The sequence below is a fragment of the Citrobacter sp. Cpo089 genome (assembly GCF_030332695.1).
GTDB lineage: Bacteria > Pseudomonadota > Gammaproteobacteria > Enterobacterales > Enterobacteriaceae > Citrobacter > Citrobacter portucalensis.
This window is the reverse complement of sequence record NZ_JAOWHJ010000067.1, coordinates 209,467-225,532: the sequence shown is the minus strand read 5'-3', so window position 1 is coordinate 225,532 and position 16,066 is coordinate 209,467. Positions and strand designations below refer to the sequence as shown.

16 protein-coding genes and 1 pseudogene are annotated in these 16,066 nt (G+C 53.3%); 10 read left to right on the top strand and 7 right to left on the bottom strand.

Annotated features, from left to right (window positions below; genetic code table 11):
* Positions 1-11: 11 nt before the first annotated feature.
* Positions 12-1,475: a pyridoxal phosphate-dependent decarboxylase family protein gene (locus OGX92_RS16850; RefSeq protein WP_063940840.1), complete on the top strand. Its 1,464-nt coding sequence runs from the start codon at positions 12-14 to the stop codon at positions 1,473-1,475.
* A 97-nt stretch (positions 1,476-1,572) separates the two neighbouring features.
* Here the strand turns inward: OGX92_RS16850 and dauA are convergent, their stop codons facing one another.
* The 4 genes from dauA to lolB all read right to left on the bottom strand — a co-directional run bounded on the left by dauA (position 1,573) and on the right by lolB (position 6,068).
* Complete coding sequence (gene dauA / locus OGX92_RS16845; RefSeq protein WP_071692414.1) at positions 1,573-3,255, bottom strand: C4-dicarboxylic acid transporter DauA; 1,683 nt, start codon at positions 3,253-3,255, stop codon at positions 1,573-1,575.
* A 124-nt stretch (positions 3,256-3,379) separates the two neighbouring features.
* Positions 3,380-4,327, bottom strand: a complete 948-nt coding sequence (gene prs, locus OGX92_RS16840; RefSeq protein WP_001518537.1) for a ribose-phosphate diphosphokinase — start codon at positions 4,325-4,327, stop codon at positions 3,380-3,382.
* 269 nt (positions 4,328-4,596) lie between these two features.
* Positions 4,597-5,448: a 4-(cytidine 5'-diphospho)-2-C-methyl-D-erythritol kinase gene (gene ispE / locus OGX92_RS16835; protein WP_003833423.1), complete on the bottom strand. Its 852-nt coding sequence runs from the start codon at positions 5,446-5,448 to the stop codon at positions 4,597-4,599.
* Positions 5,445-6,068, bottom strand: a complete 624-nt coding sequence (gene lolB, locus OGX92_RS16830) for a lipoprotein insertase outer membrane protein LolB (RefSeq protein WP_003833422.1) — start codon at positions 6,066-6,068, stop codon at positions 5,445-5,447. The genes ispE and lolB overlap by 4 nt, the downstream gene beginning before the upstream one ends.
* A 211-nt stretch (positions 6,069-6,279) precedes the next feature.
* On the opposite strand from lolB, the gene hemA reads away from it, so the two are divergent.
* The 6 genes from hemA to kdsA are packed head-to-tail and all read left to right on the top strand — an operon-like array spanning position 6,280 to position 11,583.
* Positions 6,280-7,536, top strand: a complete 1,257-nt coding sequence (hemA, locus tag OGX92_RS16825) for a glutamyl-tRNA reductase (protein ID WP_003833420.1) — start codon at positions 6,280-6,282, stop codon at positions 7,534-7,536.
* Positions 7,537-7,577: 41 nt separating this feature from the next.
* Complete coding sequence (prfA, locus tag OGX92_RS16820) at positions 7,578-8,660, top strand: peptide chain release factor 1 (protein ID WP_003020786.1); 1,083 nt, start codon at positions 7,578-7,580, stop codon at positions 8,658-8,660.
* The gene (gene prmC / locus OGX92_RS16815) at positions 8,660-9,493 is read left to right on the top strand and encodes a peptide chain release factor N(5)-glutamine methyltransferase (RefSeq protein ID WP_003833416.1); all 834 of its coding nucleotides are present in this window, start codon (positions 8,660-8,662) and stop codon (positions 9,491-9,493) included. The genes prfA and prmC overlap by 1 nt, the downstream gene beginning before the upstream one ends.
* A complete protein-coding gene (gene sirB2, locus OGX92_RS16810) occupies positions 9,490-9,900 on the top strand; it encodes an invasion regulator SirB2 (protein ID WP_286586854.1) in 411 nt (136 codons plus the stop codon). Before prmC ends, sirB2 begins: the two co-directional genes overlap by 4 nt.
* The gene (gene sirB1 / locus OGX92_RS16805) at positions 9,884-10,693 is read left to right on the top strand and encodes an invasion regulator SirB1 (RefSeq protein ID WP_003020775.1); all 810 of its coding nucleotides are present in this window, start codon (positions 9,884-9,886) and stop codon (positions 10,691-10,693) included. Before sirB2 ends, sirB1 begins: the two co-directional genes overlap by 17 nt.
* A 35-nt stretch (positions 10,694-10,728) precedes the next feature.
* Entirely contained in the window at positions 10,729-11,583 is an 855-nt protein-coding gene (gene kdsA / locus OGX92_RS16800) for a 3-deoxy-8-phosphooctulonate synthase (RefSeq protein ID WP_003020772.1), read from the top strand.
* Between the two features lie 67 nt (positions 11,584-11,650).
* Here kdsA and bdcA read toward each other — a convergent pair whose 3' ends face one another.
* Positions 11,651-12,364 (bottom strand): SDR family oxidoreductase, encoded by a 714-nt coding sequence (gene bdcA, locus OGX92_RS16795; RefSeq protein ID WP_048216243.1) that lies wholly within the window; start codon positions 12,362-12,364, stop codon positions 11,651-11,653.
* 72 nt (positions 12,365-12,436) lie between these two features.
* Between bdcA and OGX92_RS16790 the strand changes: the two genes are divergently transcribed.
* Both OGX92_RS16790 and OGX92_RS16785 read left to right on the top strand, forming a co-directional pair.
* Entirely contained in the window at positions 12,437-13,030 is a 594-nt protein-coding gene (locus OGX92_RS16790) for a TetR/AcrR family transcriptional regulator (RefSeq protein WP_003833409.1), read from the top strand.
* 91 nt (positions 13,031-13,121) lie between these two features.
* Positions 13,122-13,447 (top strand): annotated as a pseudogene (locus tag OGX92_RS16785) (amidohydrolase family protein).
* Positions 13,448-13,501: 54 nt separating this feature from the next.
* Here OGX92_RS16785 and chaA read toward each other — a convergent pair.
* The gene (gene chaA, locus OGX92_RS16780) at positions 13,502-14,602 is read right to left on the bottom strand and encodes a sodium-potassium/proton antiporter ChaA (protein WP_003833407.1); all 1,101 of its coding nucleotides are present in this window, start codon (positions 14,600-14,602) and stop codon (positions 13,502-13,504) included.
* Between the two features lie 403 nt (positions 14,603-15,005).
* On the opposite strand from chaA, the gene OGX92_RS16775 reads away from it, so the two are divergent.
* Positions 15,006-15,701, top strand: coding sequence for a gamma-glutamylcyclotransferase (locus OGX92_RS16775; protein WP_286586853.1), 696 nt, complete (start codon positions 15,006-15,008; stop codon positions 15,699-15,701).
* 54 nt (positions 15,702-15,755) lie between these two features.
* On the opposite strand, the gene OGX92_RS16770 is transcribed toward OGX92_RS16775, so the two are convergent.
* Positions 15,756-16,001 carry a DUF1883 domain-containing protein gene (locus tag OGX92_RS16770; RefSeq protein ID WP_003833405.1) on the bottom strand — a complete coding sequence of 82 codons (246 nt, stop codon included), beginning with the start codon at positions 15,999-16,001 and terminating at the stop codon, positions 15,756-15,758.
* Positions 16,002-16,066 lie beyond the last annotated feature (65 nt).

The window sequence follows — 16,066 nt, the reverse complement described above, 5'->3', positions numbered from 1 at the left end:
AGTTGGATCGAATGTCAGACGTAAACCCGATTCTGTCCGGCTCGGCGCAAAGCATTGCAGCTTATCAGGACGCTATCGAGCAGAGTACGCAAGCGGTCGTTGAATGGTTGAAGCAGCCTGAGATGTATAAGGGTAAAACCGTTGAGCAACTGCGTGAACGTATCAACCTGAATTTTACGTCTCAGGGCCTGGGCAACCAGGCCGCTATTGAGCGTGCGGTTGAATACTTTCTCAAAGACAGCTTGTTGGTTCACCATGCGCAGTGCGTGGCGCATCTGCACTGCCCGAGCCTGGTAATAAGCCAGGCGGCGGAAGTGCTGATCAACGCCACCAACCAGAGTATGGACTCCTGGGACCAGAGCCCGTCGGCCACCATCATAGAGATCAAGCTGATCGAGTGGTTGCGTGAGCAGGTTGGATACCCGGCAGGCGATGCGGGCGTATTCACCAGCGGCGGTACACAGAGTAACCTGATGGGCCTGATGCTGGCGCGTGATGCTTTCTTCGCTCGCCAGGGGCACTCCATTCAGCAGGATGGTCTGACCGGTGATCTGAGTAAAATCAAAGTGTTCTGCTCTGAAAGCGCGCACTTCTCTGTGCAGAAGAACATGGCGCTGATGGGGCTGGGCTACCGTTCCGTCACCCAGGTGAAGACCGATGCGTTTTCACGCATGGATCTGGCTGACCTGAAAGACAAGCTGGCCCAGGCGAAAGCCAACGGCGAGCAGGTGATGGCAATTGTCGCCACTGCCGGTACTACCGATGCGGGCGCAATCGATCCGTTAGCGGATATTGCAGCGCTGGCGGCAGAACATCAGATCTGGATGCACGTGGATGCAGCATGGGGCGGGGCGTTACTGCTTTCTGAGAAGTACCGTGACTTCCTGAACGGCCTTGAGCTGGCCGATTCCGTGACGCTGGATTTCCACAAGCAGTTCTTCCAGACCATCAGCTGCGGTGCGTTCCTGTTAAAAGATGCGCGCCACTACGAGCTGATGCGTTACCAGGCGGCGTATCTGAACTCTGATTTCGATGAAGAGGCTGGCGTACCAAACCTGGTATCGAAGTCGCTGCAGACCACGCGTCGTTTCGATGCGCTTAAGCTGTGGATGGGCCTCGAAGCGCTGGGCAAAAAGCAGTATGCCGAGATCATTGATAACGGTGTGACGCTGGCGCGTGATGTTGCTGAGTTTGTCAAAACCCAGCCGCATCTTGAACTGGTGATGGAACCACAGCTGGCAAGCGTGCTGTTCCGCTTCCGCCCGCAAAGTGACGACGTGGCATTTGTCGCGCTGCTGAACCAGCGTATTGGCGACGTTCTACTGGCTTCTGGTAGCGCCAACGTCGGCGTGACCGAAGCCGATGGTGTCACCTGCCTGAAGCTAACGCTGCTCAATCCGACGGTATGTCTGGAGGATGTCAAAGTCCTGCTGGCAAGCGTGAAGGCAACGGCTGAGCAACTGCTGAACGCGTAAGCAATAAGCTTGTTATAAAAATGGCTCCCACGTACGGGAGCCATTTTTTTGTCTGTCATTTGTAATCCGGCGGCGTTTCGCCTGGCCGGGCTACACGTTAGCGGATATCTGCTAGCGCAGCATCTTTATTCGGGAAGAACGTCAGACGCCCGGCAATCGGCTGAATACCCGCGCGCGCCATGGTACGTAGCGGCTGGAATTCCAGATTACTGATGCGTAATTCACAACCTTCCGGCAGACGTTTTACAAAGCGCTGGAAAGCGTCCAGACCACCGGCATCCAGTACCGGGACCGCGTCCCACTTCAAGACTACGATGCGTTTACCTTCAATACGCGACTCGAGATCGGTAAATAATCCTTCCGCCGCGGCAAAGAACAGCGGACCAATAACGCGCAGCACCAGCACATCGTCCGGTACGTCTACGTTGACCGGCGCCAGACGCGTCATGCGCGCAATACGACGCATAAACAGCAGAGAAGCGAGAACGATACCGACGCTGATGGCAATAACCATGTCGAACAGCACCGTCAGCGACATACACATCAGCATGACAATGATGTCGTCTTTCGGCGCATGACGCAGCAAATCCACCACTTTATGCGCTTCACTCATGTTCCATGCCACCATCAGCAGTAGGGCGGCCATGGCGGAAAGCGGTAACCAGGAAAGCAGCGGTGCAAGTACCAGCAGGGCGAGGATCACCAGAATCGCGTGGATAACCGCAGAGATTGGCGAGGTCGCCCCAGCGCGGACGTTTGCCGCAGAGCGGGCAATTGCTGCTGTGGCGGTGATACCGCCAAAGAACGGTGCCACGATGTTACCCAGCCCCTGGCCAATCAACTCGCTGTTAGCTTTATGCTTGGTGCCGGTCATCCCATCGAGTACGACGGCGCACAGCAGAGATTCAATTGCCCCCAGCATCGCCATCGAGAAGGCTGCCGGTAACAGCGCCTGTAACGAGCTCCAGCTCAGGGTAAAGTTTGATTCCGGCATATTCCACGGCAGAACCAACTGCGGCAGCAGTTGTGGGATACCGTTACCCTGTGAGCCGTCAGCCAGAATGTAGTGGAACTGCGAACCAATGGTGGCGACATGGCCGCCGGTCAGGTTCACGATACCCATTACCGCACAGCCAGCCAGCAGCGCGGGAAGGTGGCCCGGCAGTCGGATCCCCAGGCGCGGCCAGAAAATCAAGATCCCTAGCGTCACTACGCCAATGGCGGCATCACCGAAGTTAATGGTTGGCAAGGCCATAAACAGCGCGCCAACCTTCTGCAGATAGTGCTCCGGGACATGGGCCATCTGCAGGCCAAGAAAATCTTTAATCTGCATGGTACCGATGGTGATACCAATACCCGATGTAAAACCTAACGTTACCGACACGGGGATATATTCGATCAGGCGGCCAAAACGAGCGAGGCCGAAAAGGATCAGGAATATCCCGGACATCAGCGTGGCAACCAGCAGGCCTGCCAGCCCAAACTGTTGCGACACCGGATACAGAATGACCACGAAGGCGGCGGTCGGGCCAGATACGCTAAAGCGTGAACCGCCGGTAAGGGCGATAACAATCCCAGCGACGGCTGAGGTATACAGGCCGTACTGTGGCGCAACGCCACTGCCTATTGCCAGGGCCATCGCCAGCGGAATGGCAATGATCCCAACGGTAATCCCGGCGATCAGGTCGCGGGTAAAGCGAGAAGCGGTATATTTTTCTTTCCAACAAGCGTCGATGAGGGCGCGGAAAGGCATCACATGTGAGGAAAATAATCTGTTCACAATAATGTTTCATCCATGAGCGCATCATCTGTCAACTAAATGGCAGGTGAAGGAGGCATAAGTCATACAAATAAGTATTGCAGATAAAAAAACCCGCCGCAGCGGGTTTTTGAGCCGGGCTCGATTAATGCTCGAACATAGCAGAGATGGATTCTTCGTTGCTGATACGACGAATCGCTTCGGCCAGCATACCCGACAGGGTCAATGTACGCACGTTTGGCAGTGCTTTGATTTCGTCAGTCAGTGGAATAGTGTCACAGACAACGACTTCATCAATCACTGAGTTGCGCAGGTTGTTTGCCGCATTACCTGAGAAGATCGGGTGAGTAGCGTAAGCAAATACGCGTTTAGCACCACGTTCTTTCAGTGCTTCTGCTGCTTTGCACAGCGTACCGCCGGTATCGATCATGTCATCAACCAGAACACAGTCACGACCTGCAACGTCACCAATAATGTGCATCACCTGAGAAACGTTCGCACGCGGGCGACGTTTGTCGATGATAGCCATGTCGGTATCGTTCAGCAGTTTAGCGATAGCGCGGGCACGCACGACGCCACCGATATCCGGAGAAACCACAATCGGGTTATCCAGGTTCAGCTGCAGCATGTCTTCTAACAGGATCGGGCTACCGAATACGTTATCAACCGGTACGTCAAAGAAGCCCTGGATCTGTTCAGCATGCAGGTCAACGGTGAGGACGCGGTCAACGCCAACGCTGGACAGGAAATCAGCGACGACTTTAGCGGTAATCGGTACACGAGCGGAACGTACGCGACGATCCTGACGTGCATAGCCGAAGTAAGGAATAACGGCGGTGATACGGCCTGCGGAAGCACGGCGCAGCGCATCAACCATAACGACCAATTCCATCAGGTTGTCGTTAGTAGGGGCACAAGTGGACTGGATGATGAAAATATCACCACCGCGTACATTTTCATTAATTTGTACGCTGACTTCGCCGTCGCTAAAGCGACCTACAGCGGCGTCGCCGAGTGAAGTGTACAGGCGGTTGGCAATACGTTGTGCTAGTTCCGGGGTGGCGTTACCAGCAAAAAGCTTCATATCAGGCACGAGAAGAACCTCAGGCATGCGTCCATTGGTGGAAAGAATCTGCCGAAAACTGTGCGGGCCAGGCAGTATCCTCTCCATGCGGTGTATTAAAGAGCGCGATGCAACGTCTGGAACAGGGTGACGTTGTCACCGCAACTCAGCTTGCCCGGCTTACTCTTTATCTTTCGCGTTTCATTTGCGCTGGCATCAATTCCTCACACCAGTTACATACTGAAGTTGTATGCACCTGGCGATTCGTCGTTTCGCCATTTTCCTGAAACCCGAAGGATTTAGAGTAACGCTCTGTGCAATGGGGAGAGGTTGACGCCTTTCGCCACAAAGCCTTTGAGCCATTCCGGGGCTTGCTCAAGCACCTGGCGAGCACGAGACTCAGTGTCAAATTCAGCAAAGACACAAGCCCCTGTACCAGTCAGGCGCGACGGCGCGTATTCTAACAGCCAGGAAAGCGCCGCATCAACCTCGCGAAAACGTTTTCTTGCGATAACCTCGCAATCATTGCCGAATTCACATTTTAGTAACGTTTTTATTGACCTTTTTGGCGTGTTGCGGGGGAGGTCGGGATCGTTAAAAATCACCGGTGTCGGAATACTGACTCCCGGATGTGCAACCAGATACCACTTTTCCTCAGGCTCGACCGGCGTCAGAATTTCGCCAACACCTTCGGCAAAGGCCGCATGGCCGCGCACGAATACGGGAACATCCGCCCCCAGCGTTAAGCCGAGTGCCGCCAGTTCATCAACCGAAAGTCCGCACTGCCAGAGATGATTCAGCGCCACCAGAACGGTTGCCGCATTAGACGAACCTCCGCCAAGACCGCCGCCCATCGGCAGGCGTTTGTCGATACTGATGTCCGCACCACTCCCTTTGGGAAGGCGATTGCTTTCAGATGCCGCTTTCATCAGCGAACGTGCCGCACGGACGATCAGATTGTCTTCATGCGCAACGCCTTCCACTGGGGTTAACAGGTGAATTTCGCCGTCGCTACGCGGTGTAATATCTATCGTGTCGCCATAATCAAGAAACTGAAATAAGGTCTGCAGCGTGTGGTAACCGTCCGCACGCTGTCCGGTGATGTATAAAAACAAATTCAGTTTTGCCGGAGAGGGCCAATGGGTCATCATTTCACAATCCAGTTATCCATTTTCAGCTTAATACGCTGGGAACCGTCGGACAGCTCCATGTTTGCTGGCATCGCAGGCTGGGTTTTGCTGTCGTAGGCGCTATAGACCACTTTCCAGTTTTTACCGTCTTTGCTGTAGTTCACTTCACTCAGACGATATTGGTCGTCGAGCTTATAATCGGTGGCGTCACCTGGCAGACCAAGGATCCACTGGCGCAAGCTGTTTAATGGGATAGGCATGCCGGTCAGTTTGCCAATCATCTCTTCAGCGTCGTCGGCGGTGTAATGCTTGCCTTTGTTATCGACCAGTTCGACGTTGCCAGGCTGCGCATTAAGTTCCAGTTCCGTGCTGCCCAGTGGGTTGGTCAGCAGGAGACGATAGCGATCCTGACCGGTTTGCTGCCAGAAAAAGCGGGCATACACTTTCTGTTGATCGGAAATATAGGCAAACGCACCACGCGTCTGATACTGGTTCAGGGCGCGAACTTCCTGTTGGTGCTGGCGCCACTGCGGAGAATCGGGGCTTTTACCGGGACCTTTAGGCGCGTTGAGCGTACAGGCAGTAAGAACCAGGGCCGCCAGCGGCAGCAGGCGAATCAGGCGAAAATCAGGCAGGGTCATAATGATGACAAATCCTTGAGATACGTTGCAGTTATAACTCTTAATGCTAGCGCCGCCATCAGACATCGTCTACGTTCAAGTTATCTTAAATCGCTTAAATTTGTGCACTAAGCTATTACTCCAAAAGGGGTCAGTCTCTTTTATTGACCGCACGCATCCTGTATGATGCACCCAGTCTAACCTTATCAACGCTGGTACTATTCCCGCACACATGACCCTTTTAGCGCTTGGTATTAACCATAAAACGGCACCTGTATCGCTGCGAGAACGCGTAACGTTTTCGCCGGATACGCTCGATCAGGCGCTGGACAGCCTGCTCGCGCAGCCAATGGTGCAGGGCGGGGTAGTGCTGTCGACGTGTAACCGCACGGAGCTGTATCTCAGCGTTGAAGAGCAGGATAACCTGCAAGAAGCGCTGGTTCGCTGGCTGTGTGAATACCATAACCTCAATGAAGAAGATCTGCGCAACAGCTTGTACTGGCACCAGGACAACGACGCAGTCAGTCATTTGATGCGTGTTGCCAGCGGTCTGGATTCACTGGTGCTCGGTGAACCGCAAATTCTGGGGCAGGTGAAAAAAGCGTTTGCGGATTCGCAAAAAGGTCACCTGAACGCCAGTGCGCTGGAACGCATGTTCCAGAAATCATTCTCTGTCGCAAAACGTGTACGTACAGAAACTGACATCGGCGCCAGCGCCGTGTCGGTGGCGTTTGCCGCCTGTACCCTGGCGCGGCAGATATTTGAATCGCTCTCCACGGTAACCGTGCTGTTAGTCGGTGCGGGCGAAACCATTGAGCTGGTAGCGCGACATCTGCGCGAGCACAAAGTCAAGAAGATGATCATCGCCAACCGCACTCGCGAGCGTGCGCAGGTGCTGGCGGATGAAGTCGGCGCCGAGGTGATTTCACTGAGTGATATAGACGCGCGTTTACAGGATGCCGATATCATTATCAGTTCTACCGCCAGTCCGCTGCCGATTATCGGCAAAGGAATGGTGGAACGTGCGCTTAAAAACCGCCGCAATCAGCCTATGTTGCTGGTGGATATCGCCGTACCGCGCGATGTCGAGCCGGAAGTGGGTAAATTGTCTAACGCCTATCTGTACAGCGTTGATGACCTGCAAAGCATTATTTCGCATAACCTGGCCCAGCGCAAAGCGGCGGCGGTGGAAGCCGAAACGATAGTGGAGCAGGAAGCCAGCGAGTTTATGGCCTGGCTACGCGCCCAGGGCGCAAGCGACACTATCCGCGAGTATCGCAGTCAGTCAGAACAGATCCGTGATGAACTGACCGCCAAAGCGTTGGCCGCTCTTCAACAGGGCGGTGATGCGCAAGCCATTATGCAGGATCTGGCCTGGAAACTGACCAATCGCCTGATTCATGCACCAACCAAATCACTTCAACAGGCCGCCCGTGACGGGGATAGTGAACGCCTGAATATTCTGCGCGACAGCCTCGGGCTGGAGTAGCAGCACACCAATCTTATTTTTTACAGGGTGCATTTACGCCTATGAAGCCTTCTATCGTTGCCAAACTGGAAGCCCTGCATGAACGCCATGAAGAAGTTCAGGCGCTGCTCGGTGATGCGGGTACTATCGCAGACCAGGATCGCTTTCGTGCGCTGTCGCGCGAATATGCGCAATTAAGCGATGTATCTCGCTGTTTTACGGACTGGCAACAGGTTCAGGAAGATATCGAGACGGCTCAGATGATGCTCGACGATCCTGAAATGCGTGAAATGGCGCAGGATGAACTGCGCGAAGCAAAAGAGAAATGTGAGCAGCTGGAACAGCATCTGCAGGTCCTGCTATTACCTAAAGATCCCGATGACGAACGTAACGCCTTCCTCGAAGTGCGCGCGGGAACCGGTGGTGATGAAGCGGCGCTGTTTGCCGGCGATCTGTTCCGCATGTACAGCCGCTACGCTGAATCGCGTCGCTGGCGGGTTGAGATCATGAGCGCCAGCGAAGGCGAACATGGCGGGTTTAAAGAAGTCATTGCCAAGATTAGCGGCGAAGGCGTTTACGGGCGACTGAAGTTTGAGTCTGGCGGCCATCGCGTGCAGCGCGTACCTGCGACGGAATCGCAGGGGCGTATTCATACCTCTGCCTGTACGGTCGCGGTTATGCCGGAACTGCCGGATGCCGAACTGCCGGATATCAACCCGGCCGATCTGCGTATTGACACCTTCCGTTCATCAGGCGCGGGCGGTCAGCACGTTAACACCACCGACTCCGCAATCCGTATTACCCACTTACCGACCGGTATTGTAGTGGAATGCCAGGACGAACGTTCACAGCATAAAAACAAAGCCAAAGCGATGTCGGTGCTGGGGGCGCGAATTCGTGCCGCCGAAGTGGCAAGACGTCAACAGGCGGAAGCCTCTGAACGTCGTAACCTGTTGGGCAGTGGCGATCGCAGCGATCGTAACCGTACCTATAACTTCCCGCAGGGTCGTGTGACCGATCACCGCATTAACCTGACGCTCTACCGTCTGGATGAAGCGATGGAAGGCAAACTGGATATGCTCATTGAGCCGATTGTCCAGGAATACCAGGCCGACCAACTGGCGGCGTTGTCCGAGCAGGATTAATGGATTATCAGCACTGGCTGCGTGAAGCAATTAGCCAATTACAGGCAAGCGAAAGCCCGCGCCGTGACGCCGAGATTTTACTCGAGTTTGTTACTGGCAAAGGGCGCACCTTTATTCTGGCTTTCGGCGAAACGGAGTTAACCGAGGCGCAGCGTCAACAGCTTGATACGTTACTGGAGCGGCGTCAGCGGGGAGAGCCGGTGGCGCACTTAACCGGCGTGCGTGAGTTCTGGTCGCTGCCGCTATTTGTGTCTCCAGCCACGCTTATTCCGCGTCCGGATACCGAGTGTCTGGTGGAGCAGGCGCTGGCTCGCCTGCCGGCCTCAGCGTGTCGTATTCTTGATTTAGGAACCGGCACGGGTGCCATTGCGCTGGCGCTGGCAACCGAGCGTCCGGATTGTGCAGTGACTGCTGTAGACCGCATGCCTGATGCCGTGGCACTGGCTATTCGCAACAAGCAGCAACTGGGCATCGACAATGTTTGCGTGCTGCAAAGCAACTGGTTCAGCGCATTGCAGGGACAGCAGTTTGACATGATTGTCAGCAATCCGCCGTATATCGACGAGCAGGATCCGCACCTGGCACAAGGCGACGTTCGCTTTGAACCGCTGTCGGCACTGGTGGCGAGCGATCAGGGGCTGGCGGATATCGTGCATATCATTGACCAGTCTCAGCGCGTATTAACGCCCGGCGGCTATCTGTTGTTGGAACATGGTTGGCAACAGGGCGAGGCCGTCCGTGACGCTTTTACTCGTGCAGGTTACCTGGCGGTTGAAACCTGTCGTGACTATGGCGGCAACGAGCGAATTACGCTTGGACGCATCCCATCATGAGTACCTTCGGTGTGTTACTCAACGTCCATCTCATCAGCATTGCGCTTTCGGTTGGTTTGCTGACGCTGCGATTTTGGTGGCGTTACACCGACTCGCGCCTTGCCTGCGCGCGCTGGACGCGCATCGTGCCGCCGGTTGTCGATACCGTTTTATTACTCAGCGGCGTAGCGTTAATGGTTAAAGCGCACGTCCTGCCATTCACTGAGCACGGGACATGGCTGACTGAAAAGCTGTTTGGGGTTATCATTTACATCGTTTTGGGTTTTATTGCGCTCGATTATCGTCGGGCGCGCAGTCAGCAGGCGCGATTAATCGCTTTTCCGCTGGCGCTGGTGGTGCTGTACATCATCATTAAACTCGCCACCACAAAATACCGTTACTGGGGTAAGCATGAGGTCGTTAGCTGATTTCGAATTTAATAAAGCGCCATTGTGTGATGGGATGATCCTGGCGTCGGAGTCTATCCGTCTGGATTTTCCAACACAAACTGTCTATGACGAACTGGAACGTCTGGTCAGTCTGGCGCAAGAAGAAATTAGCCAGCTCCTGTCTCAGGATGAGCAACTGGAAAAACTGCTGGCACTTTTTTACGGCGAATGGGGGTTTACGGATACCCACGGCGTCTATCGTCTTTCTGATGCACTATGGCTTGATCAGGTACTGAAAAATCGTCAGGGCAGTGCCGTATCCCTGGGCGCGATCTTATTGTGGATTGCCAACCGACTGGAACTGCCGCTGGTGCCGGTGATTTTCCCGACACAACTCATCCTGCGTATTGAATCGCTCGATGGCGAAATGTGGCTAATCAATCCGTTCAATGGCGAAACGTTAAATGAGCACACGCTGGAAGTGTGGCTGAAGGGGAATATCAGCCCGGTCGCGGAGCTGTTTAACGAAGACCTGGATGAGGCGGATAATGCAGAAGTAATTCGAAAGCTGCTCGATACGCTGAAATCATCGCTGATGGAAGAGCGACAAATGGAGCTGGCGCTGCGTGCCAGCGAAGCACTATTACAGTTTAATCCTGAAGATCCGTATGAAATACGCGATCGTGGATTAATTTACGCGCAACTGGAGTGTGAACATGTTGCGCTGACCGATTTAAGTTATTTCGTTGAACAGTGTCCGGAAGACCCGATCAGCGAAATGATTCGTGCGCAGATTAATACTATTTCGCACAAGCAAATTGTATTGCATTGATTAATGACACTTTACCTACCGTTTAAGGCGATCCTATGAAACAAAAAGTGGTTAGCATTGGCGACATCAACGTGGCAAATGACCTGCCGTTCGTGCTGTTTGGCGGAATGAACGTGCTGGAATCCCGCGATCTGGCGATGCGCATTTGTGAGCACTACGTAACCGTTACTCAAAAGCTGGGTATCCCTTACGTGTTCAAAGCCTCCTTTGATAAAGCCAACCGTTCTTCCATCCACTCTTACCGTGGACCGGGCCTTGAAGAAGGGATGAAAATCTTCCAGGAACTGAAGCAGACTTTTGGCGTAAAAGTGATCACCGACGTTCACGAAGCCAGCCAGGCTCAGCCTGTTGCTGACGTGGTGGATGTGATTCAGCTGCCGGCCTTCCTCGCTCGTCAGACCGATCTGGTGGAAGCGATGGCGAAAACCGGTGCCGTTATCAACGTGAAAAAACCGCAGTTCGTAAGCCCGGGCCAGATGGGCAATATCGTGGATAAATTCCATGAAGGCGGCAACGACAAAGTAATTCTGTGCGACCGTGGCGCGAACTTTGGTTATGACAACCTGGTTGTGGATATGCTGGGCTTCAGCGTGATGAAGAAAGTTTCTGGCAACTCGCCGGTGATTTTTGACGTTACCCATGCGCTGCAATGCCGTGACCCGTTTGGAGCAGCAAGCGGCGGTCGTCGTGCGCAGGTTACCGAACTGGCGCGCGCAGGTATGGCGGTAGGTCTGGCCGGTCTGTTTATTGAAGCGCATCCGGATCCAGCCAATGCGAAATGCGATGGTCCATCCGCGCTGCCGCTGGCGAAACTGGAACAGTTCCTGACCCAGATTAAAGCGATTGATGACCTGGTAAAAAGCTTCGACGAGCTGGATACCGAGAACTAAGAAAGTATTGCAGTCCGGAGAGATATCTCTTCGGACTGCTGTTTGAGAAAAGTGTTAAGGGTGACCGTCAGGCGCCAAACGCACCGTCAATTGTATGCATTGCCCCCGTCACAAACCCAGCCTCAGGGCCTGCAAGCCAGGCAACCATTCCCGCAACTTCCTCTGGACGGCCATGTCGTTTTAGCGCCATAAAACTGTGCATCACCTCTTTCAGTGGGCCATCTTCCGGGTTGGCATCGGTATCAATAGGACCCGGTTGAACCACGTTTACCGTAATACCGCGCGGGCCAAAATCACGTGCCAGCCCCCGGGCCAGCCCTTGCAGCGCTGATTTGCTCACTGCATAAGAGGCCAGGCCAGCAAGAGGCATACGGTCGCCATTCACAGAGCCAATAATGATAATGCGTCCGCCGTCAGGCATCTGTCGTGCCGCTTCCACGGCCGCATAGTATGGGGAGTGAATGTTAATTCGGAACAGGCGCTCAACGTCATCCGGATCCTGCTCCAGCGCATCACCAAACAGAATAATGCCTGCATTAACTACCAGCACGTCCAGCGGGCCGCTTTCGCGTACCCGGTTGATGACGGCGTTACGATCGGCGCTATCGGTTTGCGCTGTCTGGGTACCCGTCTCATCAGCAAGCGCTTTGGCAGCGTCAGGGGAGCCTGAATAGGTAAAGGTAACCGATGCGCCATCCGCGGCAAAACGGCGCACGATAGCCGCGCCAATCCCACGACTGCCGCCAAGAACCAGAACTGACTTGCCGTTAAAAGAAGACATGAGGTACTCCTTGAACAATTATGTAGTGATCGATATATAATAGGTGCACAGTTTTCTGTCAATGGATTTGTAATGAGCACTACAAAATGCACTCGTGCACCTGGACGCCCACGTAATTTTGATCCAGAAATGGCCGTTGCCAAAGTACAACCCTTGTTTCACGCACATGGCTATGACGCAGTTAGCGTGGCGGATGTCACCGCGGCGTTGTCGATCAAGCCCCCCAGTTTCTATGCTGCTTTTGGGAACAAAATCGGTCTTTATAAACGTGTTCTTGACCGCTACGTACAAACTGAGGCAATCCCTTTTGATGACATTCTGCGTCCCGACAAACCGGTTTCTGAATGTCTTACCGATCTGCTTGAAGAGGCGGCGCGACGTTATGCCGCAGATCCGCATGCGCCGGGATGTTTGGTCCTGGAGGGCACGCACAGTAACGATCCGCAGGCGAGGAAGGTCGCGCGGAATTTCTACTCGGCTGCCGAATATAAAATTCACGACTTTATCGCACAGCGGCATCCTAAAGAGGCTGACAGCCTGACTGATTACGTCAGTACCACAATGCTTGGCCTGTCGGGAAAAGCGCGTTGCGGGCATTCGTTCGAACGTCTGCTAGCCAGCGCGCGAATCGCCAGCGTAGCGGTGCGGCATCAGCTTTCCAGATGATCATCACATGATAAGGTAGATAAATATGATGGGGAAAATGGGAACTTAATCAGGCAGGGCCTCATTTCAACCCGCATCAGAGCAGGAGGTTATCGTTGTAGGTGGTACTGATGCGACGCGGATTGGCGTTGCAGGAGTATGGCATGCCATTGAATATCATGTAACAGCTAAAGCGCTCGACGGCACGGTACGCCATAATGCGCGTCAGTTAAGCCGAGAAGATGCGTTAAAAATGTATACTCTAAATGCCGCCTGGATAGCTTTTGCAGAACAGCAGAGGGTAGTTTGCGGGTAGGTAAGCTCGCCGATTTTGCGGTGCTTAATCAGGATATTATGGCTATTCCGGCAGATAAATTGCACCAAACGGAGTCGTTATTAATGTTTGTCGATGGCCAACAGGTTTATCCGGAGCAGTGAGCGGTAAAAGAAAACGGCCCTGCGAAGGGCCGTGGGTTCTACCAGAAAAACTAATCAGGCAAATATCGTCATCAGATAGGCGATAAACAGCGCCAGATGCGCCGCACCGTTAAGCACGTTGGTGCGTCCGGTGGAGAAAGAGATGTGGCACAGTACCAGTGATGAAACCATCACAATCATCTCTGGCGCGCCCAGCGCAAAGACCAAATCATTCCCGGTTGCCCATGCGATCAGGGTCACTACCGGAACGGTCAGTGAAATGGTGGCTAATACTGAACCGAAGAACAAATTCATCGCCCGCTGTACCTGGTTGCTCAGAACCGCTTTCAGCGCACCCAGACCTTCAGGGGAGAGGATCAGCAATGCGACCAGGAAACCGGTAAATGCCACTGGGGCATTCAGTTCAGTCAGCAATGTCTCCAGCGGGCTGGCGTTCATTTTGGTCACGGCAATAACAGCGATCAGATGAATGATAAGCCAGGCGGCATGCCACATATTGCTGTGGGCTGACGGTTTACCGTGATGCGGATCGTCATCGTCACCCTCGTCTTCATGCTCATAAATGAACAGGCTCTGATGCGTTTTAGTTTGTATCAGCAAAAATACGCCGTACATCGCCGCAGAAATTAATGCCACTAATAGCGCCTGCGCGGTAGTGAAATTTGCACCCGGTAAAGCCATCGGGAAAACCAGTACAATAATGGCCAGCGGAAACAGGGCGATTAAATACTGCTTAATACCAAACAGATTCATATACTGAGTGGCAAATTTACGGCCACCTAACAGTAATGAAAAACCGACCAGGCCGCCGGTTACGATCATAATGATTGAATATAGCGTATCGCGCATGAGCGTAGGCGCTGCATCGCCGGTCGCCATTAATGCGGAGATTAAGCTGACTTCAAGAATAACAACGGACAGGCTGAGGATCAGCGACCCGTAGGGTTCGCCAAGTCGATGTGCTAATACATCCGCATGACGGACAACGCTGAATGCGCTGCTTAATATACCAATAAGGGCCAGCGCATTAATACCGATGACCACTGGTAGTGACTGACTGCTCCCCCAGAAGAACAGTACTACCAGCGCCAAAATCGGGAAGACGAGAGAGGTCTCCTTGTGGCGGGTTTTTACCGCCTCATGTACGTGTGTCATTGAACTAATTCTCCATCTCTGCAGGTATTTATAATTGTAAAAGTATTAAAGTATGTAAAAAATAACAGAACTTTCGGTATTTCCGATCTGATTTTACGTAATTTTACGGCATGGACCATTTTTTGCATCCGAGCGAATGAAATTGCATATCTTGTTTAGAGAATATTTAAATAACAACACATTAGATTTTAGCATCCACAAAAATTGATGATCGTACTGATACAAATGATAGTGCAGGACGTACCACCGCGAGAGGATATAAAGTGCCGTTGACACTTTGTTCCCTTGCAAGCGAGCGGTGAATTGCCTATTGTCCAGCTATTGGTTTCAAAATGAGCAGTAAAAAAGCCCGGAAGGCGTCAAAAAAGTTGTCGCAGGGAAGCAGCAGTGGCGGAGGTGTAAGGTGTTAACGCGTAATTTTTTATTGAATGCCGACTGTAAGACGGCATTTGGTGCTATTGAAGAATCACTACTCTGGTCAGCGGAACAACGTGCAGCCTCACTGGCTGCCACGCTCGCTTGCCGACCAGATGATGGACCGGTGTGGATCTTCGGTTATGGATCATTGATGTGGAACCCGGCCTTAGAATTTGAAGAGTCTTGTACCGGGACGTTAGTCGGCTGGCACCGTGCCTTTTGCCTGCGTCTGACGGCGGGGCGAGGAACGGCGTGTCAGCCAGGACGTATGCTGGCCCTGAAAGAAGGCGGACGCACCACCGGTGTGGCCTACCGTTTGCCGGACGCGTCCCTGGATCAAGAGCTTTCACTGCTGTGGAAGCGAGAAATGATCACCGGCTGTTATCTGCCGACCTGGTGTCAGTTGGCGCTTGATGACGGCAGGACGGTGAACGCACTGGTCTTTATTATGGATCCGCGTCATCCGCTGTTTGAGTCAGACACGCGCGCGCAGGTGATTGCGCCGCTTATCGCCACGGCGAGCGGACCTTTAGGCACCAACGCCCAGTATCTGTTCTCACTGGAACAAGAGCTGGTCAAGTTGGGGATGCAGGATGATTGTCTTAACGATCTGGTGATCACGGTCAAACGATTGTTGGGAGAGAATCTGCCGGAAGGTGTTATGCGTCCAGGGTTTGCCTGAATCCAGCCAGGAACTGAATGCCCGAAAGCCAGGCGCTTTTCGGGCAATTAACGCTTAGGCTGCAATATAACTTATTGAATGCTCGAGCGACTGGCTATGGCTGTCGATCAGCACATTCCATACGCCGGTATACGGTACGGTTAACCATGCGTTATCACGATCCTGCACGCTTAAAATGTCGGACTGCGTGTCTTTGACGTGATTTTTCTCGCTCATCAGATGGATGTGACAGCGCTCGGAACAGCGCACAACCACCGTATCGCCACCAAATAACTTTAAACTCGCCTTCACTAATGCCATTTTTCACCCCGTTCTTGAAAACAACGTACTTTCTGTCGAAAGTGCTGCGTGATGTTGTTCACATT